The sequence below is a fragment of the Nonomuraea sp. 10N515B genome (genome assembly GCF_052245915.1).
Lineage (GTDB): Bacteria > Actinomycetota > Actinomycetes > Streptosporangiales > Streptosporangiaceae > Nonomuraea.
The window spans coordinates 270,339-295,105 of sequence record NZ_JBQQBQ010000011.1 but is presented as its reverse complement, the minus strand read 5'-3'; the positions used below and the strand labels follow the sequence as shown (position 1 = coordinate 295,105).

The window sequence follows — 24,767 nt, the reverse complement described above, 5'->3', positions numbered from 1 at the left end:
CGAGGGCAGCGCTGGATGTCGCACCGGGCAGGCCGGTACGTGTTGGCACTGATGCCAGGCTGGCGTTCGCGCAGGAGAATGTCGCGGTGAGCCGCATGCGCTGGTGGATGGTGGTGGCGACGATCGCGTGCGCCGGCGCGTGGACCGCGCTGGCCTGGGCGGCCGGCGGGGCCTCGGCGGTGGGCGGGGGCTGGGCGTTCGCCGTCTATCTGCTCGGGCTGGTGCCGCTGGGACTCGGCTGGTTGATCGCGGTACGGGCGCCGGCCAGTCCTGTGCCGGGCGCGCTCGCGGGGGTGGCGGTCTCGATGTTGGCCGTGCCCGCGCTGGAGGAATGGGGCCGCGACTCGTGGTGGGGGGCGGTGATCTGGTCGTGGCAGGTGGTGGGGTTTCTCCTCCTGTTACTGGTCTTTCCTGATGGGCTGCTCCCGGGACGACGGTGGCGGGTGGCGGCGGCCGCGGTGCCCCTGTCGGCGGCCGGTGTGACGGCGGCGATGGTGGTGACCATGAACCATTACGACCCGCCGCCGGTGGCCCGCTCACCGGTGGCGGTGCCGGAGGGTGTCTGGATGCCGCTGATGGTGGCCGCGCTCGCGGCGTTGCTCGTCGTGTCGGTTGCCAGTGTGAGCTCCGTGGTGGTGCGTTACCGCCGCGGTGACGAGCGGGTACGCGCGCAGACCAGATGGCTCGTCCTGGCCGCCGTGCTGGTGGTGGTGCTCATGGTGGCCAGTTGGGCGATCACCGCACTCGGCTGGGCGGGACCCGCCGCGTACGGCGGCTTCCTGATCGGGATCGTGGTGCTCGTCCCGGCCGCGGTGGCCGTGGCCGTACTGCGCCATGACCTGTTCGAGATCGACAGGATCCTCGGCGACTCCGCGGCGTGGGTGCTGACCACGATCATCGCGGCGGGCGTGTTCGCCGCGTCCGCCGTCGTGCTCGGCTCCTTCTTCGGCCGTGACTCGCCGCTGGGCGGGTACGGGGCGGTGTTCGTGGCCGCGTTGATCCTCATGCCGGTGTTCCGGCGGGTGCACGACGCCACCGGACGGGTCTTCGACCGGGACCGTACGGTGATCCTCGCCGGCATCGCCGACTTCGTCGACCGGGTACGGGAGGGCACGGCGGAGCCGGAGTCGGTGCAGGAGGCGCTGCGCGCGCTCGCCGGCGACCCCGGGCTGGTCCTGCTGCTCACCGAGGCCGAGCGCGGCGGGTACGTGGACATCTGGGGGACTGACGCCGAGGTGCCTGCGGACCGGACCACGCTGCCGTTGCGGACCGCCGATGCCGAGATCGGCGTGGTGGTCCTGGGCCGCGTGTCGGCTCGTCAGCTGAGGCGGGTCCGCCTCGCGGTGTCGGCGGCCGGGTTGCCGATCGAGGTGAGCCGGTTGCGGCTGGGCCTGCGCAGGGTTCTGTCGGAGGTGTCGGAGAGCCGGCGGCGCCTGGTCTCAGCCGCCGTGGCCGAGCGCAAGCGGCTGGAACGCGACCTGCACGACGGCGCCCAGCAGCACCTGCTGGCGGTCGGCATGCAATTACGGGCCGCCCAGCGGCGTCTCGACCCTGCCGACCCGCTCTCCGTCGAGCTGGACCTGGCGGTGGACCGGCTGGAGGACACCGTCGGCGAGCTCCGAAGGCTGGCCCACGGCCTGCGCCCCGCCAGTCTCGACGACGGGCTCACCGCCGCCCTGCGCAGGCTCGCCGCCCAGTGCGCGCTGCCCGTCGACCTGCGTGCCGGCACGGTGGTGACGAGCGACGTCGTGGCCGCCACCGCGTACTTCCTGGTGGCCGAGGCCATGACCAACGTGCTGAAACACGCCGAGGCGACCGGCATCCGCGTCAGCGTGCGCCAGGCTGGGGATTGCCTGCACATCGCCGTCACCGACGACGGCGTCGGCTTCACGCCGTCCCCGGCGTCCCTGACCACCCTGCGCGATCGTGTCAGCGCGATCGGCGGAACGCTCTCGGTGATCAGCGCGCCGTACGAGGGCACCACGATCGAGGCGGAGATGCCATGCGCGTCATAGTGGCGGAGGATTCGGCGCTGTTCCGGGAGGGGATCGTCCGGCTGCTCCAAGACGCGGGTCACGAGGTCGTCGCCGCCGTCGGGGACGCCCAGGCCCTGGTTGACGCGGTACGCGGGCGCCGGCCCGACATCGCGGTCATCGATGTGCGGATGCCGCCGACGATGAGTGACGACGGAGTGCAGGCCGCCCGGCTTCTTCGGCGGGAGCTGCCCGATTTCCCCATGCTGCTGCTGTCCCAGCACATCGAGACCACCAACTCGGTCCCGCTGGTGAGCACCGGAGCATTCGGATATCTGCTCAAGGACCGGGTGCTGCATGTCGACGACTTCCTGTCCGCCCTCGCCAGGGTCGCCGCAGGCGGCTCGGCGCTCGATCCCGAGGTGGTGGCGGCGCTGATCAACGCCCAGAACACGCAGATCGCGCGCCTGTCCGAGCGCGAGCACGACGTCCTCGCCCTCGTCGCCGAGGGGCACTCCAACACCGCCATCGCCGCCCGCCTGGTCATCGCCGAGCGCACGGTGGAGGCGCACATGCGATCGATCTTCCAGAAGCTGAACTTGCCGGACTCGGCGGAGAGCAATCGTCGCATTGTGGCGGTTCTCACGTACTTGAAGTCCCTCTGATCGCCGCGTCGCCGCCTGACCAGCTGGGCGCTTGTCGGGATCTTGAGGATGATCGGCCCGCTGCTCTATAACTAGTAGTACTACTTATTGTAGAGCTAAGGTGGCGGCGGTGCGGGTGTTTGTGGTGGGGGCGGGGATCAGCGGGCTCGCGGCGGCGCGGGGGTTGATCGCCGCAGGGCATGACGTGGTGGTGCTGGAACAGGCGCAGGAGTTGCGCCTCGGGGGTGGGGCCATCACGTTGTGGTGCAACGGCACGGCGATACTCGGCGACCTGGGCGTGGGCCTGGACGGGGTGGGGCAGCGGCTGACGACGTTATGCCTGCGGACCGTGAGCGGTCGCCGCGTGCTGGAGTTCGACCTGGAAGCGCTGGCGCGGCGGTTCGGGTCGGCGGCGCGGGTGATCCCGCGCGGGTCGCTGATCATCCTCCTGGAGAGCGGGTTGCCGGAGGGGACCGTGCGGTTCGGTGCGCGGGTCGCGGAGCTGCAGGCCGACGGGGACGGCGTACGGGTGCGGACGGAAACGGGTCAGGAGTTCAGCGGCGACTTCCTGGTCGGGGCCGACGGTGTGCACTCGCGGGTGCGCGCTCTCCTGCTGGGAGGTGGCCAGGCGGCTCTGACCGGTGCGGCGGTCTGGCAGGGCTTGACGCCGGCTCCGTTCGATCCCGGGTCGACCACGACGTTGATGGTCGGCCGGCAAGGTGACTTCGGGTACATGGGCGCGGGCGACGGGCTCATGCAGTGGTTCTTCGATGTGCCCTGGTCGCCGGGCGCGCCGCCGGAGGACAAGCCGCTGGGGATGCTGCGCCGCCGGTTCGCGGGCTGGGGTGCGCCGGTCGAGCAGGTGCTGGCGTCGCTGGGGGACGGTGACGCCGAGGTGTTCCCGCACACCCGGCACCAGGTGCCGCGCCGCTGGGGCGACGGGCGGTGCGTGCTGCTCGGGGACGCCGCGCACGGGATGCCGCCCGTCATGGCGCACGGCACGAACCAGGCGCTCGAGGACGTGGCGACGCTGGTGGAGTGCCTGGGCGCCGTGCCCGATCCACGGGCGGTCGTCGGCGTGTACTCTTCCAGACGGAGGCGGCGGGCGGCCCTGGCCTCCACGGTGGCCTCGCACGCGCTCGCTGTGTCCGGCCCGCGCACGGTGATGCAGAGCGAGCACCTCATCCGGCTGAACGGTGCCACACCGCCGCGGCTTGCCACCCGTGGGTTCGGACTTCTGCTGCGTGCCCTCAGCAACCGGATCTAGGTGACGCATGGTGAGGCCGGGACGTGATGAGCGTCCCGGCCTCACCGGCTGCTCAGCGGGAGCAAGCCGTCATGGGCGGTTCAGGCCCAGTGTGTACGAGCCCGACCCGCTGTAAGCGTGCACCCGGTACCGGTAGTAACCGGCGGTGCCGTTGTAGCTGATCGTCTCGTCGGGGTTCGGGCTGTCGCCCCTGGCGACCACGGCCCACGACGAGCCATTCCACTTCTGGAGATACACGTCGAAGTCCGTACCGTTGGGACCGTCGAGGCAGGCGGCGTGGGTGCCGGAGACCGTCGCCTGGTAGTAGGAGCCGTTCGGCTGGTACGCGCTCGCGTTCGAGGTCAGCGACCCGCTGTAGGTCTCCTCGTAGCTCTGGCAGCCGGTCGGCGGCGGGTCGGTGCCACCGGCGGTGACCAGGGTCAGGCCGCCTGTGGAGAGGATCTCGCCCACGGGCTGGAAGTACGTGGTGCCGCCCACGGTGCAGTTGCCCGAGCCGCCCGAGGTCATGCCCTGGGCCTGGTCGCCCGAGATGAACGAGCCGCCCGAGTCGCCGCCCTCGGCGCACACCGTGGTCCGCGTCAGGCCGGTGACGGTGCCCTCCGGGTAGTTGACGGTGGCGTTGAGCGCGGTGACCGTGCCGCAGTGCCACTGCGTGGTGGAGCCGGAGCGGCACACCGAGCCCTGGGGTTGGGTGACGGTCGCGCCGCGTACCGGGAGGGTTCCGGCGCTGTAGCCGTTGACGACGCCGGGGGCCGTCCACTGCGTGTTGGTGGCGACCCACGCGTAGTCGTTGCCGGGGAAGGACGAGATCTGGAAGGTGCCCTGGGCCACCCGGTTGTAGCCGGTCGTGGTCACGCCCGTGGCGCCGCAGTGGCCCGCGGTGGTGAAGCCGAGCTGGGTTCCGCGCCTGGCCGCGAAGCCGACCGAGCAGCGGTAACCCTCCGAGGTGTAGTACGCGTCCCCGCCCCGGATGTCGTAGAACAGGCGCGGGCGCTCGGCCGACTGCTCGACCTTCACGGCCGCGGCGTCCACGCCGCCGGCGGTGATCCACGACTGTGCCGCCGCCGCGTCGCTCGCGTGCACGATGACCGCGTTGTCCTGGGGCGAGATGGCCCAGCTGTGGACGGTGGCGGGCGCCGCGGTCCGGTCCAGGCCCTCCTTGACGGTCGAGAGCTGCGCCAGTGTCCGCGGCACGACGCGGGCCACGGCGCCCGCGCGGCGGATCTCGCCGACGTCGGCCGGGTCGACGGTGGCCACGACGAAGGTGCTCTCGGCGCCCTCGTACCAGGTGCCGGCGAAGCGGTCGCCGAGCTTCTTGCGTAGGCCGGGTGCGGCGGAGTTGCCGCGGGCCTCGTTCGCCAGACGGTTGATCGCCTGCTCTTCGGTGATCCCGAGATCGCGTTCCAGGGCGTCCACCACGCCAGAGGGTGGCTTAGCGGCGGAAGAAGCGGTGATGGGTGCGGAGACGGCGGGGGTGGCCGTCACGACTAACGCGCCGATCGCGATCGCGATCAGCGCCGGAGTGCGGAGCATGGTGGTCTCCTCGCTGCTGGGGGTGCCGTCACGGTAACGGCGGACCCAGAAGCGGAGGAGTATCACTTTGCCCCTATCACCGTGTTATGGCGCGGTGCCATAATCCGGATTTCGTACCAGCCAGTCGTGGTAGACGGGGCTCCGCCGGACGGCGTCCCTATGGGCCTCCTTGGCCTGCGCCACCACCCAGGTGGCCTCGGGTGCGGTGGGGTGGCGGCCGAGGAGCTGCCGCCAGCGCAGCGGCGCGCCCGCGAACGGGACCATGACCAGGCCCTGGGCGGCCTGGGTGGTGGCCTGGCAGAGCACCACGGCGCGGCCGACCTGCGCGAGGTGCGTGCACGTCGGCACGTCCGTCTCGTAGATCGTGCCGGGCGTGAACCCGGCGCGGGCGCACGCCATCGCGAAGCAGTCGGCGAAACAGCCGTCGCCGGGCGTCACCGCCCACTGCTCGCGGGCGAGGTCGGCCAGCTCCACCTCCTTCTCCCTGGCGGCGGGATGGGCCTCGGCGACCAGGCAGAAGACGGGGTCGAGGCTGATCGTCTCCCACACGAGCGAGCCGGTGGGGGTGCCGGAGTCGCCGCAGGCGCCCGTCAGCACGTAGTCGAGGCGGCCGAGCTCGACCATGCCGGTCAGCTCGTGTGCCGACCAGGACGTGTACGTGCTGACCTGGCGCTCGGCGGCCAGCCGGTCGACGAGGCCGCCGAGTATCGGCCCGTTGGTGGCGCCGATGCGGAAGCCGGGGGAGGGGGCGTGGGCGAATCGTACGGCTTCCTCCTGCAGTTCTTTGGCAGCGGGAAGGAGCACCCGTGCCCTGGCGAGCACGAGTTCGCCGAGGCGGGTGGGCCTGGCGCCGTGGCGGTCGCGTTCGAAGAGGGTGCCGCCGAGCACCCTCTCGATGCGTTTGAGCTGGGCGGTCAGGGCCGGTTGTGCCAGCCCGAGTAGGGACGCGGCCTTGCTCACACTTCCCGCGTCCGCGACCGCGCGGACGATCCTGAGGTGCCGGAGCTCGAGGTCCATAACGGGAAGGTAAAGCCCGGACATCTTACAGACAATCCCTATATGTCAGGAAATATGACAGATATTGTCGGAGCAGTCTGGGGTAGAGGGGAACCCATGACGACGATGGGAATAGACCCGGCTCAGCTCAGTGACGACGACCTGGTACGCGAGCTGCGCCAGCTGCACGCCACCCGCAGTGACACCTTCTTCCACGGCTCCGACGACGCCCTGGCCGTGCACACGTCCCGCACCAATGAGCTCGAGTCCGAATACCTCCGCCGGTACCCGGATCGTGAGGTCGACCCCTTCAGGTTGCGGGAGGGAGCGAGGCAGCGCTGATGTCCGAAGGTCACGATGTGCAGGCGTTGTCGGACGTGGACATCCATGTCTACGAGGCCGTGGCGTCCCAGGCGGTCGAGAAGGGCCACGCGGAGCTCGACGGGCTGATCCGGTCGTCGGGGCTGGCCGAGGAAGACCTGCGCAGGAGCCTGGCGCGACTGGTTGAGCACGGGTACGTGGTGCCGAAGGGGGATGGGTACGGGCTGGGACCGCACACGTTCGAGGTCGAGTACTGATCACATCTCCAGGACGAGCTTGCCGACGAAGTCGCCGCTCTCCATGAGCGCGTGGGCCTTCGCGGCCTCGGCCAGCGGGAACACCCGGTCCACGTGCGCGGCCAGCCGGCCCTCCGCCACCAGGCCGGCGATCGAGGCCAGCGCGGCATGGTCGGGCTCCACGACGAACACCCCGGACCGGAGCCCCGCCGCCTCGTACGCCGCCACGTCCTCGGGCGTCATCCCCGCGCCCCCGATGAACGCGCCGCCGGACCGCAGGACGGGCAGCGATCGGGCCGGATAGTCCTTGCCCACCATGTCGAGCACGACGTCGACACCCGATGTGCCCGAGTCCGGCACCATGTTCGATGTGCCCGAGTCCGGCACCATGTTCGATGTGCCCGAGTCCGGCACCATATCCGACACCGCCCGGGCGAAGTCCACGGTGGTGTAGTCGATCATCTCGTCCGCCCCCAGCCCTCGCACGAACGCGTGTTTGGCGGCCCGCGCCGTGCCGATCACGTACGCGCCGCGCAGCTTGGCCAGCTGCACGGCCAGGTGCCCGACCCCTCCTGCCGCGGCGTGGACCAGCACCCGCTGCCCCGCCGTGACCTCCGCGACGTCCTCGAACGCCTGCCAGACGGTCAGCGCCGGCATCGGCAGTGCCGCGGCCTGCACGTGATCGATCCCGGTCGGCTTGCGGGCGAACTGCCGGGGCCTGGCCACCACGTACTCGGCGTACGCCCCGGCGTAGCGCGGGAAGTTGAGCATGCCGAAGACCTCGTCGCCGGGCTTGAACCGGCCGACGTAATCGCCGACCTCTTCCACCACGCCCGACACGTCCCACCCGGGGATCAGCGGCAGATCGACGTAATCCGGCGGATACGGCGTCCGTCGCAGCTTCCAGTCCGGCGGGTTGATGCCCGCCGCCCGCACTCGCACGAGTACCTCGTGGGCTTGCGGCACGGGCCGCGCAACCTCGGTGAGTTCCAGCACGTCCGGCTCCCCGAAGGAGCGGTAGGTAATTGCATGCATGCCTCACATGCTGGTCATCGCAGGTATCCGTTGTGAAGAAGGCACTTGTTTGATATTCAGGTACCTCATGGATACTACGTTTCCCGACCTGAGACAGTACGGCGGCGCCGAGGCGTTCCTCCAGGCGTGCAAGCCCAACACGGTCCTCGAGATCTTCACCAGCAAGTGGACGGGCCTGGTGCTGGGCGCGCTGCTCGACGGCCCCAGGCGCTTCAACATGCTGCGCAGGATGCTCGACGGCATCACCCAGAAGATGCTCTCCCAGACCCTGCGCACGCTGGAGCGCGACGGCCTGGTCAGCCGCACGGTCTACCCGACGATCCCGCCGCGAGTGGACTACGCGCTGACCGACCTCGGCAGCAGCGCCATGGGTGTGTTGCGGGCCATCGGCGCGTGGGCGGGGGAGCACGCCGACGAGGTCATCGCCGCGCGGGAGGCGTACGACAAGAAGGCCCAGGAGCCGGTCAGACCCGTCTGACCCGCGCCCACACCACGAACGTGCCGCCGAACACCGCCATGGCCAGCCCGGTCCACAGGTTGACGGCGCTGCCCAGGACGCCGGCGATGATGAGGATCACGCCGTAGATCAGGAACAGCCCGCCGATCACCATCCGGATATCACTCATCATCGGATCACTCCGTACATCACAGCCGCCAGAACGAGGGCGCCCGTGCCCAGCAGCACGGGCGAGCGGTACCACTTGGCGTCCCCGGCCAGCGCGTCGTCCTCGATGGTGACGTCGCTGAGCCCGTACACGAGCCCGCGCAGCTCCTCCTGCGGTTTCTGGGTGGTGACCAGCGTGACCACGATCGACACCACCACATCCACGGCGAACGCCAGGCTCGCGCCCCAGAAGCTGGCGTTCAGTTCGGTGCCGAACTCCACGTATCCGGCCTTGTACAAGAAGTACGACACGAAGGCGGCGAGCGTGCCCGCGAGCAGGCCCCAGAAGCCCGCCCACGGCGTCATCCGCCGCCAGAACAGGCCCACGATGAACGTCGCGAACAACGGCGCGTTGAAGAACGAGAACAGAGCCTGCAGGTAGTTCATGATGTTGGAGTAGCCGGCGGCGATGAACGCCGTCCCGATCCCCATCGCCACGCCGACCACGGTCGCGATCCGGCCCACCCGCACGTAGTAGTCGTCGTGACGGTCCCGCACCAGGTGCGCCTGCCAGATGTCGTTGGTGAACACGGTGTTGAACCCGCTGATGTTGGCCGCCGTCCCCGCCATGAACGACGCCAGCAGCCCGGTCACCGCGATCCCCAGCACCCCGTTCGGCAGCAGGTCACGCATCAGCAGCGGGATCGCGTTGTTGTACGCCTGCCCCCGGCCCAGGTCGCTGAAGAGCACCAGCGCGATCATGCCGGGCAACACCGTCACCAGCGGGATGAAGATCTTCGGGTACGCCGCGATGATCGGCGTGAGCCGGGCCGCGTTCGTGTTCCTGGCCGACAACGCCCGTTGCACCTCGGCGAAGTTCGTCGTCCAATAGCCGAACGACAACACGAAGCCGAGCCCGAACACGATGCCGATCCAGTGCGCCTGCATCGGGTTCTCGCCCGTGCCCATCCCGGCCCAGGTGTGCAGGCCGCCCTCGCCGAGCGCGCTCTGCCGTACCTTGTCGAACAGGCCGGTGATCCCGCCCACCTTCATCAGCCCGAGCACGGTCAGCGGGATCAGGCCGGCGAGGATCACGAAGAACTGCAGGACCTCGTTGTAGATGGCCGAGGAGAGCCCGCCGAGCGTGATGTACGTCAGCACGATCACCGCCGAGACCACCACGGAAACCGGCAGCGGCCAGCCCAGCAGCGCCTCCAGGACCAGCGCCAGCGCGTACAGGTTCACCCCGGCGATGAGGATCTGCGCGACCGCGAACGTGATCGCGTTCAGCAGCTGCGTGGCCCCGTTGAACCGCCGGCGCAGGAACTCGGGCACGCTGCGGACCTTGGAGCGGTAATAGAACGGCATCATCACGATGCCGAGGAACACCATCGCCGGGACCGCGCCGATCCAGTAGTAGTGCACGGTCATGGCGCCGTACTGGGCGCCATTGGCCGCCATGCCGAGGATCTCGATCGCGCCCAGGTTCGCCGACACGAACGCCAGGCCGGTCACCCACGCCGGCAGACCGCGGCCGGCCAGGAAGAAGTCCAGGCTGGTGGTGATCCGGCCGCGCGCGGCGAAGCCGATCGCGAGCACGGTGGCGAAGTAAATGGCGATGAGAAGGTAGTCGAGGAGGTTCACGTCAAGCCGCACCCGCGCCCGCTACTCGGTAAAGACACGACATCACACAAGAGGCGTAATGTCGTGTCTGTGGACGTCGCCGATCTGAGCCCCGCGCAGGCGCGGGAGCGATTCCGCACCGGCGAGCGGGTGCCCACCGCGGGCTGGTGCCGGGGCTGGACGCAGGCCAACCTGATCGCCGTGCCCGCGCGGCTGCGGTACGACCTGCTGCTGTTCGCCCACCAGAACCCGCAGGCGTGCCCGGTGCTCGACGTGGGCGAGCCGGGCGCCTGGTCCACCGCGTTGTTCGCCGGTGATCTCCGTACCGACCTGCCGGGATACCGGCTCTACCGGGACGGCCGCCCGGTCGCCGACCTCGGCGAGGTGGTGGAGGAGTGGCGTGAGGACCTCGTGCCGTTCCTCATCGGCTGCAGCTTCACCTTCGAGCGGGCGCTGCTCGCGGCCGGGGTGCCGGTGCGGCACCTGGAGTTGGGGACGAACGTGCCGATGTACGTCACCAACGTCCCCTGCACGGCGGCGGGCAGCCTGTCCGGGCCGCTGGTCGTGTCGATGCGGCCGGTGCCGGAGGCACTGGTCGAGACCGCCGTCGAGGTGAGCGGACGATACCCGCAGGTGCACGGGGCGCCGGTGCACCTCGGCGACCCCGCCGCGATCGGCGTCCGTGACCTGGCCCGGCCCGACTTCGGCGACCCGGTGGAGGTGCGGGCCGGCGAGGTGCCGTTGTTCTGGGCGTGCGGGGTGACGCCGCAGGCGGCGATCATGGCCAGCGGCGTCGAGTACGCGATCGGGCATCTGCCGGGCCACATGGCGATCCTGGACGTCCGGGACGACGACTACCTGGTGGTCTGAGGCGGGATGCCCGCCGCCGTGAGCTGCTCGCCGACCGGTGGCGCGCCGCACCGGTTGTCGATCTCCAGGTGCGGGACGACCGGCGGCTCGTCCACCCGGATGTTGCGCAGGTAATCGGCGAACGCCGCCAGCTTGCCCGCGTCCCTGCCGTAGCCCCTGGCGGTGAGGCGCTCGCGCAGGGTGGGCCCGTCGGAGCGCACCCAGAGCAGCCGCACCGGCGAGCCGCCCAGCTCCGTCACCCACTCCGCCCACCTGGCCGCGTCGTGGACCTGGGTGGTGAACGGGCCGTCGAGCAGCACCGGGCAGCCGTGCCCGCGAATCTGCCTGGCCAGCCTGGTCAGGCCGGCGTATTCGTGGCGTTTGATGTGCAGGTCGTACCAAGGGCCCTCGCGCTCGCCGTCCGGCCGGCCGTGGGCGCGCAGGACCTCCGCCACGAAGTCGCCGTACACGGTGTCCTTGTCGAGCACGGCCGGCACGGGGGACAGGCGGGTGAGCAGCTCGGCCGCCACCGTGGACTTGCCCGCGCCCGGCGGCCCGCTGATCACCCAGACAGTGCTCATGGGGTCAAGATATGGTGGGCCGCGTCCAGGGGCCCACTACAGGCAGCGGCGCTTGCGCCGCGCCTACGCAGATCTGCGTACGCCGGTGCCTCGGCTGGGCGGACGACGTCCGGGGGCGCGCCGGTCAGACTCGGTGCCCATGCTGACCGTATTGATCAGAGCGTTCCGTGTGCCGGACCTGCGGAAGAAGCTGCTGTTCACGCTCGCGCTCATCGCGCTGTTCCGGCTGGGGCAGGTCATGCCGTCGCCGGGAGTGGACGTGGCCGCGGTGCGGGAATGCGTCGGGACGGCGAGCGGGGGACTCTTCGATCTGGCGCAGATGCTCAGCGGGGGCGCGATGCTGCAGCTGTCGGTGTTCGCGCTCGGCGTGATGCCGTACATCACCGCCAGCATCGTCATGCAGCTGTTCGCCGTCATGGTGCCCCGGCTGGACACGCTCAGGAAGGAAGGGCAGCGGGGGCAGGCGAAGATCACCCAGTACACGCGGTACCTGACCGTCGCGCTCGCCCTCCTCAACGCCGGCACCGTCGTGGCGCTGGCTCGCGCCGGGCAGCTGCTGCCCGGGTGCGCCCGGCCGCTGCTGCGGGACGACGGCCTGCTGTCCTCGGCCGTGATCGTGCTCACCATGGTGGCGGGGGCCTGCGTGGTCATGTGGCTGGGCGAGCTGATCACCGACCGGGGGATCGGGAACGGCATGTCGCTGCTCATGTTCACGCAGGTCGTGGCAGTCTTCCCGGGCTACATGTCGAAGATCTTCGTGCTGACTCCGGTCGGCGCCGTCGTGATGACGGTGGCCGGGCTCTTCCTGGTGGCGGCCGTGGTGTTCGTGGAGCAGGCGCAGCGGCGGGTGCCGGTGCAGTACGCCAAGCGCATGGTGGGACGGCGCATGTACGGCGGGAGCAGCACGTACATCCCGCTCAAGGTGAATCAGGCGGGCATCGTGCCCGTCATTTTCACCACGTCGCTGCTCTACCTGCCGACGCTCGCGGCGCCGCTGCTCGGGGACGAGGCGGGCGCGTGGGTGGCGCAGAACCTGACGTCGGGAACACACCCGCTCTACATGGCCGGCTACGTGCTGCTGATCGTGGCCTTCACCTACTTCTACGTGTCGATCACCTTCAATCCCGACGAGGTGGCCGACAACATGCGGCGCTTCGGCGGATTCGTGCCCGGTATCCGGCCGGGGCGGTCCACGGCCCGGTATCTGGCGTACGTGCTGTCCCGGCTGACCGCGCCGGGGGCCGCCTACCTGGGGGCGCTGGCGTTGTTGCCGCTGGTGGCGTTCGCGATCCTGAAGGATCCCAGCACTCAGCAGAACTTCCCGTTCGGCGGGACCAGCGTGCTGATCATGGTCGGCGTCGGGCTCGACACCGTCAAGCAGATCGAGGCCCAGCTTCAGCAGCGCGACTACGAGGGTTTCCTGAAGTAGGCAGGCGGTCGGTCAGGGAGGGCCGGCGAGGCCGGCCCGCATGGCGAACACCACGAGCTGCGCCCGGTCCCTGGCACGCAGCTTCACCATGGCGCGGCTGACGTGGGTCCGCACGGTGTCGGGGCTGATCACCAGTTCCTTGGCGATCTCCTCGTTCGACCTGCCGGTGGCCACCCACGCCACCATCTCCCGCTCCCGGGGCGTGAGCGTCTCGATGCCCTCGACCGGCTCCGTGCCGTGCCGGCCGAACAGGCCGATCACCTTCCTGGTGATCGCCGGTGACAGCAGCGCGTCTCCGGCGGCGACCACGCGGACCGCGTTGGCCAGCTCGTCGGGGGCGCTGTCCTTGAGTACGAAGCCGCTGGCTCCGGCCTGGAGGGCCGCGAAGACGTACTCGTCGACGGCGAACGTGGTCACCACCACGATCCGCGAGCCCCGCAGCTCCGGGTCCGCGGCGATCGCCCGCAGGGTGGCCAGGCCGTCCATGCCGGGCATGCGGATGTCGAGCAGGAGCACGTCGGGGCGGACCCGCCGCATCAGCGCCAGCGCCGCCGCCCCGTCGGCCGCCTCGCCGACGCACTCCATGCCGGGCTCCCGATCCAGCAGCGCCCGCAGCCCCATCCGCACGACCGCCTGATCGTCGGCAATGGCCACCCGAAGGGGCCGGTCGCCGTCGCCGCCGAAGTCCGCCCGATCCGAACCGGTGACCGCCTCACCCATGGCGCCGGCTTCCCTCGTCCCGCCGTCTGCGCTCCTCGACGCCGAGACCCCGCGCTCCACCCGACCGGCGTCCTTCAGTGGCTTCCTTGGCGAGGCCGTGCCTGACGGCGGTCCGCTCGTGTGCTCGGGCGGCCAGGCCCCACCGTCCGGCGGTCGGCTCGTGTGCTCGGGCGGCCAGGCCCCACCGTCCGGCGGTCGGCTCCTGCTCAACCCGTGCTCCGGCAGGTCGGCGGGGGTGTGCCGTCATGCCGAGACCTGCGGGAACCGGGCGACCACCTGGAAACCGCCGCCCTCACGCGGTCCGGCGGTGAAGTGACCGCCTGCCTCGGCGACCCGGGCCCGCATCCCCGAGAGCCCTCGTCCCTCGGCCGCGCCGGTCCAGCCGACGCCACGGTCGGCCACCTCGAGCACGAACTCGCACGGGTCGTTCGCCACCCGCACCAGCGCCCTGGTCGGGCCCGCGTGGCGCAGCACGTTGGTGAGGGACTCGCGCACCACCCGGTAGACGGTCCCTTGCAGAGACGCGGGCACGGCGGGGCCTGCGGGCTCGACGTCCACCGGCAGGCCCGCGGCCCGCACCCCGTCGATCAGGCTCGTCAGGTCACCTTCAGGCGGGTCGATGCCGTCGAGCGCGGCCCGTAACCCGGCGAGCGCCGTCATGCTGGTCTCCCTGATGGCCTGCAGCGAGGCCCGCGCCTGCTCGGGATCGTCGTCGAGGGTGACCAGCGCGAGCCCGGCCTGCATCGCGATGGCCGCCAACCCGTGCCCCGCGGCGTCGTGCACCTCACCGGCGATCCTGGCCCGCTCCAAGGCGACGGCATCCGTCTGGATCGGGGCCACGGCATCCGTCTGGACCGGCGACCGGCCGGCGGTGAACGGCGCCGCCCCGTCCAGGCCGGACGGTTGACGAGCGGAGGAGGCTGGCGCCCACGTGTCCAGCGCCCGGCCCACGGCGGTGTCAACGCGAGCCGGAGGGCGCACCGCCTTCGGGGCAGCGATGGAGAGCCCCGTCACACCCCGCTGCCCGATCGCGGCGGGAGCCGCCCCGAGTGCTGCCGGCGCTGTGGCGCGCAGTTGGGGCGGCTCGGTGTCCGCGGCCGCCGCGGCGGCGGCGCGTGCCTGGGCGAGGCCGCTGAACGACCATGGGACGGCCAGCCAGCCCGCCCACGCGAGCATGACCACGACCGGAATGTCGCCCAGGCGGGTCAGGCGTGACAGAGCCGCGAGCGGCCTGCGCAGGCGGCCGCCCCTGGGCGTGTGCTGCGTCTCCATCCCCCCACCCGGCCAAGGCTCGTCGTAGCCCTGATCCTAGCGAGTTTCACACTCTCCGGTTCGATGCCGGACCGCCCAGACCCCAAGAGATGATCTTGTTGGGCTTGATCCTGATGAGCTCTCCAGAAAAGCCGTGGAACGGCGGCTCCTGCCCCGTCAGCGCCTCCGCCGTGCCCCGGATCTCGACTCCGCGCACTGTCCACGGATTCACCGAGGCGAGATCGTCCACCACGAACGCCACCGTGCTGCCCGCCTGGATGTTCTTGAACTTCTTGGAGTCGCCCAGGTTGTGCCCGCCGATGTCGATCGTGCCCGCGCCGGCGTCGACGAAGAAGCCGGTAGGGCTGTTCTGGACCTGCCCGTCGGGGGAGATGGTCGCCAAACGGCCGAGCCGCTGCGTGGTCAGGTAGTCCAGTTCTTCTCGCGTGAAGGTCATACGGTCAGCGTGCAACCTCAAGCGCCGTTGAGGTCAAGCCGAGCCCGAGGTCAGCCACCGCAGCGGGTTGTCGCGAGTGAGCAGGTGGATCGTGTCCTCACCGGTGCCCGCCTCGCGCAGGCGGGGCAGCAGCTCCCGGAACAGGTGGGCGTACCCGGGCCCGCCGTAGGCGCGCAGGTGCGCGACCCGGCTGAGGCCGGTGCTGATCAGGAGGCGTTCGGCGTGCCCGTCCTCGATGAGGGCGAGGGCGATCCTGGCGGCCTCGTCGGCGCCGAGGCTGACGACGCCCAGGCTCACGTACGCACCCTCTTCGGCGATCTTGCGTGCGGCGCCCAGGTCGCTGCCCGTGTAGCCGATGGCGATCCGGGAGCCGGGCAGGTTCTGGCCGAGCAGGATCTCCAGCAGGGCCAGGGCGTTCATGCCGTGCGTGGCGACGGGCAGGCGGGACTGGAGCGCGGCGCGGGCGGCGGCGATCAGGCAGCGTTCCTCGCGCGGCGTGGGCTCGGGACCCCAGCAACCGACCTCGCCGATCACGCCGGGGAACACGCCCGTGCCGTCCAAGCCGCTGGAGATCTCGTACATCAGCTGCCTGGTGAGCTCGTCGACGTCCTCGTCGCGCACGTCCGTGAACGGCTCGGCGAACAGGCCCGTCGAGGCGATCACCGGCACCCGGCTGCTCGCCGCGACGCGGGCCAGCGTGGCCGCGTCGCGACCCATGCCCAGGCTGGTCAGATCCACCACCAGGCCCAGGTCGCCGGACTTGCGCAGCTCGCGGAACTCGCCGGCGACGGCCGCCTCCTCGTCGAGCCAGCGGTACGGGTCGGAGTCGACGCCCACTCCCCAGCGCATGTCGGTGCGCAGATGCTCGTGGGGGAGGACGGCGCCGCTGACGGCGTCCGCGCGTACGGGACCGGTGACGGTACGAAGCAAGACCTCGGGCATAGCAGACATTAACCGATATTTGCCGAATAGTGGCAGCTCAGGCCGGTCCGGGGCCGGAAATTTTACGTTACGCGAAGTTTGGTGATTTGCTAGTCATCTGCAAGTTGATGACATGGACGGGGCCGTATCCTAGGGGGCACACCGACTGCCGGGGGGCATTGTGCCGATTCAGAACTCCGACACCGGCGACGCCGACGTCATCAAGGGGGAAGCCGCCGAGGACTCCAGCATGCCCGGACGCCGCCACGGCATCCACGGCTGGCTCGACGGCATCAGAGCGACCCGTACGGGCGCGCTCACGCTGAAGATCGTGATCGGCGTGCTCGGGGCCGTCATGGTGGTGGGCGGTCTCATCATGGTGCCGTTCCCCGGCCCCGGCTGGCTCGTGGTGTTCGCCGGCCTGGCGGTGCTGGCCACCGAGTTCCACTGGGCGCACAAGCTGCTGGAGTTCGGCAAGGCCACGCTGCACGCCTGGACGGAGTGGTACAAGAGGCAGGGCTGGACGGTCCGCATCATCGTGCTCGTCGTCACGCTGGCCGCGGCCGCCGTGATCGTCTACTTCGGTCTGCTCACGCTGGGCTTCGACGTCCTCGAGTTCGCGCAGCGCTACATCTAGACCCGGTCGTTATGGCCGCCCGGAATCGGGCGGATGGCTGCCTATTCTGCGGGCGTGATCGCCACTATCGCCCTCGCGTTGTCCCTGGCCGTATCCGCCGCCCCGGTGGATCTCGCGTTACCAGGCACGGGCGGCATGAAATATCGTGAAGACACCGGCGATCCCGTTCGGCTCGCCGCGTACGGTCTCGGCACCAAGCGCACCTACCTGCGCTCCGCGACCGGATCCGCCTTCGCCTGGGAGAAGAGTCTCACCGAGGTGTCCGTCGCGCCCGGCGGCCGGCTGGCGGCGGGCGTGCCGGCCACATACCGCTCCGGCTACGACGCCCTCGTCGTCACCGACCGCACCACCGGCGCGTCCACCAGGATCCGCACGGTCAAGAAGCCGCTGACCGCCTCCTACGCCTCCTGGTCCCGCGACGGCAAGAAGGTCGCGCTCACCGTCGAGCAGAAGGTGAGCGATAAGTGGCGGGTGCTCGGCTTCACGGTCGTCGACGTGACGGCGAAGACCGCCCGAACGGTACGGATCAACGGCCTGAGCGCGAGCGCGGGCTTCTGGTGGAGCCCCGACGGCAACCTCGTCTCCCGGCACGGCACGGGCCTGCGCCTCTACCGGCCGTCCGACGGCGCCGTCATGCGCACGCTGGCCGGCGTCGGCCTGCCGACCGGTCCTGAGGACTCGTTCTCGCCGTCCGGCAAACGCCTGACCACCTGGTGCCCGTCGCGCTTCAAGGAGCAGCTCTGCCTGGTCGACCCCATCGCCGGCAAGATCGCCCAGCGGGTGGACGTACGGCCCGAGGCCGTGTTCGGCTGGTGGGACGAGAGCCACGTCGTCGCGGTCATGCCACACCGGGGCGCCTACCGCCTGTCGGTCGTGGACCTGCGCGGAAAGGTGACGCGCGTACTCGCGAATGTCCCCGCCAAGACATGGGCCGCGGAGTTGTGGGTGTCGTTCACCCGCGGGTCATAGGTAGAGCCCGGTCCCGTGGTCGGTCTCCTGCGTGGCCACGGCGTGCAGGTCGCGCTCCCGCATCACCAGGTAGACCTGCGCGTGCACTTCCACCTCGTACTGCTCCTCCGGGTTGAACAGCACCTTGTCGCCCACTTTGACCGAGCGCACGTTCGTGCCCACGCCGCACACCTCGCCCCAGGCCAGCCGGTTGGCCAGCTTGACCGTCGCCGGAATGACGATGCCGGAGCCGCTGCGCCGCTCCTCCGCCTCCTGCTCCAGCTTGATCATGACCCGGTCGTGCAGCATCTGAATCTCGAACTTGGGCTGTTCCACGGCTCAAGTCTATGAGTCACGGCACCCGCCATCTTCCGGTACGCCCTCGGCGCCTACCGGCCACCCCGCACGACCGCGTCGCCGACCTCGCGATCACGGCAGCCTGAGCTCGGCGAACACCGGCCGGTGGTCGGTGCGCCGCAGCGACAGCACCTCGAACGCGCGCACCGCCATCCGGGAGTCGGCCAGCACATGATCGATCGTCACCCCCGGTGCCTGGACCAGCGGGCCGTTCTGCGGCCAGGTCGCCACGAAGCCCTTCCCCATGACGTCGGCCGCGTCCCGATAGCCCGCCGCCAGCAGCTCGCGCATCGGCAGGTGGTCGAGCGTGGCGTTGAAGTCGCCCGCCAGCACCCGCAGCACGTCGCCCCCGCGGGGCAGCGCGTCGAGGCCCGCCTGCCAGCACGGCTGCCGCCCGTACCGTTTGGGCGCGCACGGGTGCACCGACACGATCTCGATCCGCTTCCCGCCGGGATGCTTCAGCCAGGCCCTGGCCTGCCCGAACCCGCCCTCCATGATCAGCTTTCCGGCTTCGAGCGGGTGCCGGGCGTACACGGCCGACCCGCCGACGCCCGGCAGCGGGTGCGTGACGGCGTGCGGGAGCACCTTGCGCACCCCCGCCTCGTCCAGCCGCTCCATGGCGGCAGGCGTGAACTCCTGCAAGGCCAGCACGTCCGGTCGCAGCCGGCCGACCAGCTCCATCAGCTCAGCCGTGTCGGCCTGGCCCACCAGCAGGTTGGCCGCCAGCACCCGCAGCACCGGCCCCTTCGCGTCCGGATTGCCGTCGGACAACGCCCGGGGCAGTACAGCGGGCACCAGCCCCAGCACCGCCACGAGCGCGACGGTGCCCGCTGCCCGCCGCCGCAGCGCCCAGGCCAGCAGTCCGCCCGCCACCGCCGCCACGGTCGCGTACGGCGTGTACGCCACCATCGGCACCCACGGCCAGTCCGGCTCGAACCCGCTCAACCGCACCGCCGCCCACAAGGCGAAGGGGACCACCGCAATCCAGCTCACCCATGTCCGCACGCCTTGTATCGCCACGAGTCCCCTCGTGAGTTCACGCCCCCAGGCAGCAGGTCAGGCTGTGCGCGGTTACGCGGGCACCGGCACTGCTCGCGGTGCGCCGCCGCGGAGCACCTTGAGCAGCGCGGCCGGGCTCATCAGCGACGGCGGCGGGTCGTAGAGGTTGGTGACCCGCAGGAAGCGCAGCACCAGCTCGGGGTCGTGCGCGGCGGCGGCGTGGAAACGCTCCAGGTACGCGTTCACCATGCGCATCCTCGGCGTCGGGTCACCCTCGACGCCGGGCATCTTCAGGTCGCCGCCGACCGTGATGTCCCACGGCGCGTCCACGATCTTGGCGATCCGCCGGAAGAACGCCTGCGGCCGCAGCTCCGCCTCGAGCAGGACCTTCGCCTCCAATGCGGCGACCGTCATGCCCTGGCCGTAGAGCGGGTTGAACGCGCACACCGCGTCCCCGATCACCAGCAGCCCTTCGGGGAAACGGCTCAAGCGCTCGTAGCAGCGCCGGACGCCGGCCGGGTTCCGGTACGAGCGGGGCTCTCCGACGGGCTCGGCGTTCCTGATGAGGTGGTGCAGGTCGAGGACCGGCAACGTGGCGGCGTAGTCGGCGAACTCGGTCAGCGCGAGGCCCGGGCCCTCGCCGTACCCCGCCATGGTGACGATCCAGCGCTCGTCCTCCAGCGCCAGCGCCACTCCGCCGCGCGGGTGCTCCGGCGTGGGGGCGATGATGACGACCAGGTCCCCGTCGAGGTCGCCGGGCCGGCGGCGGAACTCGCGGGTGCCGTACCGCACGTCGATCACCACCCGCTCCTCGCGGGGCGGCTCATAGCCCAGCTCGCCCAGCCAGAACGGCGTGCGCGAGCCCCGGCCGCCCGCGTCGACCACGAGGTCCGCCGGGATCGGCTCGCCGTCGGCCGGGCGCACCCCCGTGACGCGGCCGTCCTGTGCCAGCAGGCCGGTGGCGATCCGGTCCGCCAGCACCCGCACGCCGGGCAGCGCGCTCACCCGGCGTCGTATCTGGCCTTCCAGCAGCGGGCGGCTGGCCAGCAGCCCGGACAGGCCGCTGTCACCGCGGGCGAGCCGGTGCCCGCCGTGGATGTGCCTGGCGTCCCGCTGCAGGTCTCCCCTGATCGCTCCTTGCGCCACGAGCTCGGCCGACAGGCCGGGCAGTAACTCGTCGATGACCTCGCGGCCCTTGGCGAGCAGGCCGTGCGCGTGGCGGCTCTGCGCGACGCCCCTGCGGTGGGCGTCCACCGTGGGCAGCGTGTCGCGGTCGAGCACCGTGACCCGGCCGAACAGCCGGTGCAGGGCGGCCGCGGCCAGCAGCCCCGACATGCTCGCGCCGATGACGACGGCGTGGTCCATTTTCGTCTCCCCCTGTGTGGTGTGACTCGTCCGGGAGAGAGTCGCCTGTGGACCGGATTCCTTCTATGTCCTTTGGCGCGTTCCAGGAGAAAGGCCCGGCCTTGCGGCGGCCGGGCCTTTCTGCTACAGGGGAGCGACTCTGCTAGGCGGACTCGACCGGCAGGCCGGCTTCGACCCAGTCCTCGATGCCCTCGACGTATCTGCGGACGTCGGTGTAGCCGAGCGCGCTCAGCCGGGCTGCCACGGCCTTGCTGTTGGAGCAGGAGGGATTGGTGCAGTACGTGACGATGGGGGCGTCCTTGTCGGGCAGCAGCGCGGCCGCACGCCCGGCGACCTCGCTCTCGACCAGGGCGATGGCGCCCGGCAGGTGCTGCTGGGCGTAGTAGTCGCCGCCCAGCGTGTCGACCACCGTCACGGTGCCCAGGGCCGACTTCAGTTCGTCGCGGGTGATGACGTTCATTGTGTCCTCCAGGAAAAATGGACTACAGTCCGGTTCGTGGACGACTCGAAAATTACCGGACCGCAGTCCGGTTCGTCAAGCGTGCCTCTGGAGCTGCTGCGGGCCCGGCCACCCAAAGAGCGCGCGGACGCGGCACGCAACAGGGAGAAAGTGCTCGCCGCCGCCGCGGCGCTCTTCGTGGACAAGGGCGTGGAGGCGGTGTCCATGGATGCGATCGCCGCGGCGGCCGGGGTGGGCAAGGGCACGCTCTTCCGCAGGTTCGGCGACAAGTCAGGGCTGGCCGTGGCACTCCTGGACGACCGCGAACGCGACCTCCAGCAGCGCATTCTGTCGGGCCCGCCGCCGCTCGGCCCCGGCGCGCCCGCCCGCGAGCGGCTGACCGCCTTCGTCGCCGCCTACCTGCGCTATCTCTTCGACCACCTGGACCTGGTCCGGATGTCGGAGACCGCCAGCCCGGGCGCGCGTTACCGCATCGGCGCCTACCGGTTCTGGCACCGGCACGTGGCCATCCTGCTGGCGGAGTCCCGCCCCGGCGCCGACGCCGACGTCCTGGCGCACGCGTTGCTGGCCGCCGTGGGGGCCGAGGCGGCAGGCGTGCTGAAAGCCGACTACGGCCAGGACCGGGCGGTGCGGGGCATCACAGACCTGGCCTTGGCCGTGGCGAGTCCGGACTGACGGGTGTCAGGCGGAGGCGGCGCCCACGCGGCGGCGCGCCTCCGGAACGATGAGAGGGGTGCCGGACTGCGGGTCGGGGATGATCTCGCAGCGCAGGTCGAACACCTCGTGCACCAGCTCAGGGGTGACGATCTCGGCGGGATCGCCCTCGGCCACGATCGTCCCGGCACGCATCACGATCAGGTGAGTGGCGTACCTGCACGCCTGGTTCAGGTCGTGCAGGACCGCCACCATGGTCCGCCCCGCCTCGTGGAGGTCCGCGCACAGATCGAGGACCTCGATCTGGTGGGAGATGTCCAGGAACGTGGTCGGCTCGTCCAGCAGCAGGATCGGCGTCTCCTGCGCCAGCGCCATGGCCAGCCACACCCGCTGCCGCTGCCCGCCGGACAGCTCGTCCACGATCCGGTCGGCCAGCTCGGCCACGTCGGTGGAGCGCATGGCCTCGGTCACGGCCGCCTCGTCGGCCCGCGACCACTGCCGCATGAGGCGCTGGTGCGGATACCGGCCACGGGCCACCAGGTCCGCCACGGTGATCCCGTCCGGCACGATCGAGCTCTGCGGCAGCAGGCCGAGCCGTCGCGCGACCTCTTTCGACGGCAGCGAGGTGATGACGCTTCCGTCCAGGTGCACGGCCCCGGTCTTGGGCTTGAGCATCCTGGCCAGGGCCCGCAGCAGGGTGGACTTGCCGCACGCGTTCGGGCCGATGATCACGGTGAACGACTCGTCGGGGATCGCCACGCTCAGGTCCGTGGCCACGACACGCTGGTCGTGGGCGAGGGTCAGGCCGGTGCCGGACAGACGCGCATCGGGCATCAGTGGCGGTCCTTTCGCAGGAGCAGGGCGAGGTACGTGCCGCCGATGGCGGCGGTCAGCACGCCGACGGGCAGCTGGGTGGGGGCGAGCAGCCGCTGTGCCGCCAGGTCGGCGCCGGTCAGCAGCACGGCCCCCATCAGCGCCGAGGCGCCCATCGTGACGCCGGGGGAGCGGGTGAGCCGCCGGGCCAGCTGGGGCGCGGCGAGCGCGACGAAGATGACGGGGCCAGCGGCGGCGGTGGCCACGCCGGACAGCAGCACGCCGGCCGTGATGGCCACCGCGCGGACCGGCTCGACCCTGATGCCCATGGCCTTGGCCGCGTCGTCACCCATCTCGATCATCCGCATGGGCCGTGCCAGATACAGGCACACGGGAACCAGCAGAGCCACCGCCAGCGCGACCGGTAGCGCGTGGTCCCAGCCGCGGCCGCTCAGGCTGCCGGTGAGCCACGCGCCCGCGGTGGCCGCGTCATTGATGTTCGCCCTGGTCAGCAGGTACGAGTTGACCGCCAGCAAGAGCGCGTTCGCCCCGATGCCGACGAGGACCAGCCGGTAGCCCTGCACGCCGCCGCGGAAGGCCAGCGCGTACACGAGCACCGCCGTGACGATGCACCCCGCCAGCGCGCCGCCGGCGATCGTCATGGCCGGGCCGCCCGCGACCACGGCGATGATGCCGCCCGTCGAGGCCCCGGCGGTGAAGCCGATGAAGTCGGGGCTGCCCAGAGGGTTCCTGGTGAGGCTCTGGAAGATGGCGCCGCTCATCCCGAACGCCGCGCCGACCAGCAGCCCCGTCACCACGCGCGGCGCCCGCAGCTTGCTCACGATCAGCTCGGCGACCGGTGTGCCCTGGCCGACGAGCGCGGTGATGATGTCGGGCACGGGCACGGTGAACTCGCCTGTCGAGATCGCGGCCACGGCCACCACACAGGCGACCAGCAGGAGGGCGGCGGTGACGAGCAGGGCGCGGGGCGCCAGCCGTACGGAATAGGGGCCGACCCGGACGTTCACAGCGCCGCCACCCGCTTCCGCCTGGCCAGCATGATGAAGATCGGCGCGCCGATCACCGCCCACACGATCCCCACCTGCACCTCACCCGGGCGGGCGATGAGGCGGCCCACCACGTCGGCCCCCAGCAGCAGCACCGGCGCGGCCACCGCCGAGTACGGCAACACCCACCGCTGGTCGGGCCCCACCAGCGCGCGCACCGCGTGCGGCACGATCAGCCCCACGAACCACAGCGGCCCGGCCGCGGCGGTGGCCGCCCCGCAGAGCAAGGTGACCGCCACTCCGGTGAGCGCCCTGGTGCGGCCCACGGCCACGCCCAGCGCCTTGCCCGCGTCGTCGCCGAGCGCCAGCATGTTGAGCGGCCTGGCCAGCGACAGTCCGAGCACCAGCCCGGCGACCATGAACGGGGCCAGCCGCACCAGCGTGTCGGCCGTCTGCCCGGCCAGCGACCCGGTCAGCCAGAACCGCATCCGGTCGAAGGTCTGCGCGTCCATCCGCAGGATCGCCGAGGCGATGGCCGTGGCCACCATGCCGAGCGCGACGCCCGCGAGCGTGAGGCGTACCGGGCTGGAGCCCGAGCGGCCCGCCGAGGCGAGCGAGTAGACCATCACGGAGGCCAGCGCGGCCCCGCCGAACGCGAACCACACGTAGACGGCGGGATCGGTGAGCCCGAACAGGCCGAGCGCCAGCGTGACGCCCAGCGCCGCGCCTTCGTTGATGCCCAGCAGCCCGGGGTCGGCGAGAGGGTTGCGGGTCAGGCTCTGCATGAGCGCCCCGGCCAGGCCCAGCGTGGCGCCCACACCGAGGCCGAGTAGCGTACGCGGCACGCGCAGCTCCCGGATGACCGTGTGGTCGTGGGAGCCGTCCGGCGCCAGGAAGGCGTCGATCACCGTGGCGAACGGCACGGACCGGGCGCCGAGCGCCACGCTGGCCATCGCCATCAGGGCCAGCACCGCCAGGGCGGCGACGAGTCCGATCGTCAGCACCCCGGGACGCGCCCACGCCGGTCTCTTCGCGGACTCGGCCGCCTCCTCGGCCGCCTGGTCCATGGTCACCGCCGGGCGCACCC

Annotated in this window: 28 protein-coding genes; 11 read left to right on the top strand and 17 right to left on the bottom strand. The window is 71.1% G+C overall.

Translation table 11 applies throughout. The features are described from left to right. Positions 1 to 95 precede the first annotated feature (95 nt). The 3 genes from ACTWQA_RS19500 to ACTWQA_RS19490 all read left to right on the top strand — a co-directional run bounded on the left by ACTWQA_RS19500 (position 96) and on the right by ACTWQA_RS19490 (position 3,884). Complete coding sequence (locus ACTWQA_RS19500; protein WP_443160614.1) at positions 96 to 2,015, top strand: sensor histidine kinase; 1,920 nt, start codon at positions 96 to 98, stop codon at positions 2,013 to 2,015. Further along, positions 2,003 to 2,638 carry a response regulator gene (locus ACTWQA_RS19495; protein WP_443160601.1) on the top strand — a complete coding sequence of 212 codons (636 nt, stop codon included), beginning with the start codon at positions 2,003 to 2,005 and terminating at the stop codon, positions 2,636 to 2,638. Before ACTWQA_RS19500 ends, ACTWQA_RS19495 begins: the two co-directional genes overlap by 13 nt. A 109-nt stretch (positions 2,639 to 2,747) precedes the next feature. Further along, complete coding sequence (locus ACTWQA_RS19490) at positions 2,748 to 3,884, top strand: FAD-dependent oxidoreductase (RefSeq protein WP_443160600.1); 1,137 nt, start codon at positions 2,748 to 2,750, stop codon at positions 3,882 to 3,884. A gap of 69 nt (positions 3,885 to 3,953) precedes the next feature. Here ACTWQA_RS19490 and ACTWQA_RS19485 read toward each other — a convergent pair whose 3' ends face one another. Further along, a complete protein-coding gene (locus ACTWQA_RS19485) occupies positions 3,954 to 5,417 on the bottom strand; it encodes a S1 family peptidase (protein ID WP_443160599.1) in 1,464 nt (487 codons plus the stop codon). Positions 5,418 to 5,501: 84 nt separating this feature from the next. Further along, positions 5,502 to 6,434 carry a LysR family transcriptional regulator gene (locus ACTWQA_RS19480; protein ID WP_443160598.1) on the bottom strand — a complete coding sequence of 311 codons (933 nt, stop codon included), beginning with the start codon at positions 6,432 to 6,434 and terminating at the stop codon, positions 5,502 to 5,504. Positions 6,435 to 6,530: 96 nt separating this feature from the next. Between ACTWQA_RS19480 and ACTWQA_RS19475 the strand changes: the two genes are divergently transcribed. Together ACTWQA_RS19475 and ACTWQA_RS19470 are read left to right on the top strand one after the other, a co-directional pair. Then, the gene (locus tag ACTWQA_RS19475) at positions 6,531 to 6,755 is read left to right on the top strand and encodes a DUF6158 family protein (protein WP_443160597.1); all 225 of its coding nucleotides are present in this window, start codon (positions 6,531 to 6,533) and stop codon (positions 6,753 to 6,755) included. After that, complete coding sequence (locus ACTWQA_RS19470) at positions 6,755 to 6,991, top strand: hypothetical protein (RefSeq protein WP_443160596.1); 237 nt, start codon at positions 6,755 to 6,757, stop codon at positions 6,989 to 6,991. Before ACTWQA_RS19475 ends, ACTWQA_RS19470 begins: the two co-directional genes overlap by 1 nt. On the opposite strand, the gene ACTWQA_RS19465 is transcribed toward ACTWQA_RS19470, so the two are convergent. Then, entirely contained in the window at positions 6,992 to 8,005 is a 1,014-nt protein-coding gene (locus tag ACTWQA_RS19465) for an NADP-dependent oxidoreductase (protein WP_443160595.1), read from the bottom strand. 67 nt (positions 8,006 to 8,072) lie between these two features. On the opposite strand from ACTWQA_RS19465, the gene ACTWQA_RS19460 reads away from it, so the two are divergent. Next, entirely contained in the window at positions 8,073 to 8,483 is a 411-nt protein-coding gene (locus ACTWQA_RS19460; RefSeq protein WP_443160594.1) for a winged helix-turn-helix transcriptional regulator, read from the top strand. Here ACTWQA_RS19460 and ACTWQA_RS19455 read toward each other — a convergent pair. Then, positions 8,470 to 8,634 carry a hypothetical protein gene (locus ACTWQA_RS19455; RefSeq protein ID WP_443160593.1) on the bottom strand — a complete coding sequence of 55 codons (165 nt, stop codon included), beginning with the start codon at positions 8,632 to 8,634 and terminating at the stop codon, positions 8,470 to 8,472. The two genes, ACTWQA_RS19460 and ACTWQA_RS19455, sit on opposite strands and share 14 nt — an antisense overlap. Beyond that, complete coding sequence (locus ACTWQA_RS19450) at positions 8,631 to 10,265, bottom strand: sodium:solute symporter family protein (RefSeq protein WP_443160592.1); 1,635 nt, start codon at positions 10,263 to 10,265, stop codon at positions 8,631 to 8,633. The genes ACTWQA_RS19455 and ACTWQA_RS19450 overlap by 4 nt, the downstream gene beginning before the upstream one ends. 57 nt (positions 10,266 to 10,322) lie before the next feature. Between ACTWQA_RS19450 and ACTWQA_RS19445 the strand changes: the two genes are divergently transcribed. Then, positions 10,323 to 11,102 carry a putative hydro-lyase gene (locus ACTWQA_RS19445; protein WP_443160591.1) on the top strand — a complete coding sequence of 260 codons (780 nt, stop codon included), beginning with the start codon at positions 10,323 to 10,325 and terminating at the stop codon, positions 11,100 to 11,102. On the opposite strand, the gene ACTWQA_RS19440 is transcribed toward ACTWQA_RS19445, so the two are convergent. Beyond that, a complete protein-coding gene (locus tag ACTWQA_RS19440; RefSeq protein WP_443160590.1) occupies positions 11,087 to 11,662 on the bottom strand; it encodes an AAA family ATPase in 576 nt (191 codons plus the stop codon). The two genes, ACTWQA_RS19445 and ACTWQA_RS19440, sit on opposite strands and share 16 nt — an antisense overlap. A gap of 139 nt (positions 11,663 to 11,801) precedes the next feature. Here ACTWQA_RS19440 and secY point away from each other — a divergent pair, with 139 nt between their 5' ends. Next, positions 11,802 to 13,091: a preprotein translocase subunit SecY gene (gene secY / locus ACTWQA_RS19435; RefSeq protein WP_443160589.1), complete on the top strand. Its 1,290-nt coding sequence runs from the start codon at positions 11,802 to 11,804 to the stop codon at positions 13,089 to 13,091. Between the two features lie 12 nt (positions 13,092 to 13,103). On the opposite strand, the gene ACTWQA_RS19430 is transcribed toward secY, so the two are convergent. The 4 genes from ACTWQA_RS19430 to ACTWQA_RS19415 form a co-directional block, all read right to left on the bottom strand. Then, a complete protein-coding gene (locus tag ACTWQA_RS19430; RefSeq protein ID WP_443160588.1) occupies positions 13,104 to 13,811 on the bottom strand; it encodes a response regulator in 708 nt (235 codons plus the stop codon). A gap of 243 nt (positions 13,812 to 14,054) precedes the next feature. Continuing rightward, positions 14,055 to 15,083 (bottom strand): sensor histidine kinase, encoded by a 1,029-nt coding sequence (locus ACTWQA_RS19425; RefSeq protein WP_443160587.1) that lies wholly within the window; start codon positions 15,081 to 15,083, stop codon positions 14,055 to 14,057. Positions 15,084 to 15,129: 46 nt separating this feature from the next. Then, a complete protein-coding gene (locus tag ACTWQA_RS19420) occupies positions 15,130 to 15,519 on the bottom strand; it encodes a PPOX class F420-dependent oxidoreductase (RefSeq protein ID WP_443160586.1) in 390 nt (129 codons plus the stop codon). Between the two features lie 33 nt (positions 15,520 to 15,552). Next, complete coding sequence (locus ACTWQA_RS19415; RefSeq protein ID WP_443160585.1) at positions 15,553 to 16,461, bottom strand: phosphotriesterase family protein; 909 nt, start codon at positions 16,459 to 16,461, stop codon at positions 15,553 to 15,555. 160 nt (positions 16,462 to 16,621) lie between these two features. Here ACTWQA_RS19415 and ACTWQA_RS19410 point away from each other — a divergent pair, with 160 nt between their 5' ends. Together ACTWQA_RS19410 and ACTWQA_RS19405 are read left to right on the top strand one after the other, a co-directional pair. Beyond that, positions 16,622 to 17,077, top strand: a complete 456-nt coding sequence (locus ACTWQA_RS19410; protein WP_443160584.1) for a TIGR02611 family protein — start codon at positions 16,622 to 16,624, stop codon at positions 17,075 to 17,077. Between the two features lie 54 nt (positions 17,078 to 17,131). Next, positions 17,132 to 18,046 (top strand): TolB family protein, encoded by a 915-nt coding sequence (locus ACTWQA_RS19405; protein WP_443160583.1) that lies wholly within the window; start codon positions 17,132 to 17,134, stop codon positions 18,044 to 18,046. Here the strand turns inward: ACTWQA_RS19405 and ACTWQA_RS19400 are convergent. The 4 genes from ACTWQA_RS19400 to ACTWQA_RS19385 form a co-directional block, all read right to left on the bottom strand. Further along, positions 18,041 to 18,361, bottom strand: coding sequence for a GroES family chaperonin (locus ACTWQA_RS19400; protein ID WP_443160582.1), 321 nt, complete (start codon positions 18,359 to 18,361; stop codon positions 18,041 to 18,043). The genes ACTWQA_RS19405 and ACTWQA_RS19400 overlap by 6 nt on opposite strands. Before the next feature lie 93 nt (positions 18,362 to 18,454). Then, positions 18,455 to 19,375, bottom strand: coding sequence for an endonuclease/exonuclease/phosphatase family protein (locus tag ACTWQA_RS19395; RefSeq protein ID WP_443160581.1), 921 nt, complete (start codon positions 19,373 to 19,375; stop codon positions 18,455 to 18,457). Positions 19,376 to 19,453: 78 nt separating this feature from the next. Beyond that, entirely contained in the window at positions 19,454 to 20,746 is a 1,293-nt protein-coding gene (locus ACTWQA_RS19390; protein WP_443160580.1) for an NAD(P)/FAD-dependent oxidoreductase, read from the bottom strand. Between the two features lie 142 nt (positions 20,747 to 20,888). Continuing rightward, positions 20,889 to 21,206, bottom strand: a complete 318-nt coding sequence (locus tag ACTWQA_RS19385; protein WP_305924696.1) for a rhodanese-like domain-containing protein — start codon at positions 21,204 to 21,206, stop codon at positions 20,889 to 20,891. A gap of 36 nt (positions 21,207 to 21,242) precedes the next feature. On the opposite strand from ACTWQA_RS19385, the gene ACTWQA_RS19380 reads away from it, so the two are divergent. Then, positions 21,243 to 21,881 carry a TetR/AcrR family transcriptional regulator gene (locus ACTWQA_RS19380; RefSeq protein ID WP_443160579.1) on the top strand — a complete coding sequence of 213 codons (639 nt, stop codon included), beginning with the start codon at positions 21,243 to 21,245 and terminating at the stop codon, positions 21,879 to 21,881. Positions 21,882 to 21,887: 6 nt separating this feature from the next. On the opposite strand, the gene ACTWQA_RS19375 is transcribed toward ACTWQA_RS19380, so the two are convergent. From ACTWQA_RS19375 to ACTWQA_RS19365, 3 genes are read right to left on the bottom strand one after another with little or no spacing between them, the layout of a single operon-like run. Then, positions 21,888 to 22,694 carry an ABC transporter ATP-binding protein gene (locus ACTWQA_RS19375; RefSeq protein WP_443160578.1) on the bottom strand — a complete coding sequence of 269 codons (807 nt, stop codon included), beginning with the start codon at positions 22,692 to 22,694 and terminating at the stop codon, positions 21,888 to 21,890. Next, positions 22,694 to 23,701: a FecCD family ABC transporter permease gene (locus ACTWQA_RS19370; RefSeq protein ID WP_443160577.1), complete on the bottom strand. Its 1,008-nt coding sequence runs from the start codon at positions 23,699 to 23,701 to the stop codon at positions 22,694 to 22,696. Before ACTWQA_RS19370 ends, ACTWQA_RS19375 begins: the two co-directional genes overlap by 1 nt. Next, positions 23,698 to 24,747 (bottom strand): FecCD family ABC transporter permease, encoded by a 1,050-nt coding sequence (locus ACTWQA_RS19365; RefSeq protein ID WP_443160613.1) that lies wholly within the window; start codon positions 24,745 to 24,747, stop codon positions 23,698 to 23,700. The genes ACTWQA_RS19370 and ACTWQA_RS19365 overlap by 4 nt, the downstream gene beginning before the upstream one ends. Positions 24,748 to 24,767: the final 20 nt, after the last annotated feature.

What these genes read in the sequence shown, in the direction of transcription:
- ACTWQA_RS19465 (WP_443160595.1), bottom strand. Translation starts at nt 8,005, where the DNA reads ATGCATGCAATTACCTACCGCTCCTTCGGGGAGCCGGACGTGCTGGAA.
- ACTWQA_RS19485 (WP_443160599.1), bottom strand. Translation starts at nt 5,417, where the DNA reads ATGCTCCGCACTCCGGCGCTGATCGCGATCGCGATCGGCGCGTTAGTC.
- ACTWQA_RS19455 (WP_443160593.1), bottom strand. Translation starts at nt 8,634, where the DNA reads ATGATGAGTGATATCCGGATGGTGATCGGCGGGCTGTTCCTGATCTAC.
- ACTWQA_RS19415 (WP_443160585.1), bottom strand. Translation starts at nt 16,461, where the DNA reads ATGCCCGAGGTCTTGCTTCGTACCGTCACCGGTCCCGTACGCGCGGAC.
- ACTWQA_RS19440 (WP_443160590.1), bottom strand. Translation starts at nt 11,662, where the DNA reads ATGAGCACTGTCTGGGTGATCAGCGGGCCGCCGGGCGCGGGCAAGTCC.
- secY (WP_443160589.1), top strand. Translation starts at nt 11,802, where the DNA reads ATGCTGACCGTATTGATCAGAGCGTTCCGTGTGCCGGACCTGCGGAAG.
- ACTWQA_RS19420 (WP_443160586.1), bottom strand. Translation starts at nt 15,519, where the DNA reads ATGACCTTCACGCGAGAAGAACTGGACTACCTGACCACGCAGCGGCTC.
- ACTWQA_RS19475 (WP_443160597.1), top strand. Translation starts at nt 6,531, where the DNA reads ATGACGACGATGGGAATAGACCCGGCTCAGCTCAGTGACGACGACCTG.
- ACTWQA_RS19385 (WP_305924696.1), bottom strand. Translation starts at nt 21,206, where the DNA reads ATGAACGTCATCACCCGCGACGAACTGAAGTCGGCCCTGGGCACCGTG.
- ACTWQA_RS19460 (WP_443160594.1), top strand. Translation starts at nt 8,073, where the DNA reads ATGGATACTACGTTTCCCGACCTGAGACAGTACGGCGGCGCCGAGGCG.
- ACTWQA_RS19365 (WP_443160613.1), bottom strand. Translation starts at nt 24,747, where the DNA reads ATGGACCAGGCGGCCGAGGAGGCGGCCGAGTCCGCGAAGAGACCGGCG.
- ACTWQA_RS19375 (WP_443160578.1), bottom strand. Translation starts at nt 22,694, where the DNA reads ATGCCCGATGCGCGTCTGTCCGGCACCGGCCTGACCCTCGCCCACGAC.
- ACTWQA_RS19430 (WP_443160588.1), bottom strand. Translation starts at nt 13,811, where the DNA reads ATGGGTGAGGCGGTCACCGGTTCGGATCGGGCGGACTTCGGCGGCGAC.
- ACTWQA_RS19390 (WP_443160580.1), bottom strand. Translation starts at nt 20,746, where the DNA reads ATGGACCACGCCGTCGTCATCGGCGCGAGCATGTCGGGGCTGCTGGCC.
- ACTWQA_RS19470 (WP_443160596.1), top strand. Translation starts at nt 6,755, where the DNA reads ATGTCCGAAGGTCACGATGTGCAGGCGTTGTCGGACGTGGACATCCAT.
- ACTWQA_RS19500 (WP_443160614.1), top strand. Translation starts at nt 96, where the DNA reads ATGCGCTGGTGGATGGTGGTGGCGACGATCGCGTGCGCCGGCGCGTGG.
- ACTWQA_RS19495 (WP_443160601.1), top strand. Translation starts at nt 2,003, where the DNA reads ATGCGCGTCATAGTGGCGGAGGATTCGGCGCTGTTCCGGGAGGGGATC.
- ACTWQA_RS19425 (WP_443160587.1), bottom strand. Translation starts at nt 15,083, where the DNA reads ATGGAGACGCAGCACACGCCCAGGGGCGGCCGCCTGCGCAGGCCGCTC.
- ACTWQA_RS19480 (WP_443160598.1), bottom strand. Translation starts at nt 6,434, where the DNA reads ATGGACCTCGAGCTCCGGCACCTCAGGATCGTCCGCGCGGTCGCGGAC.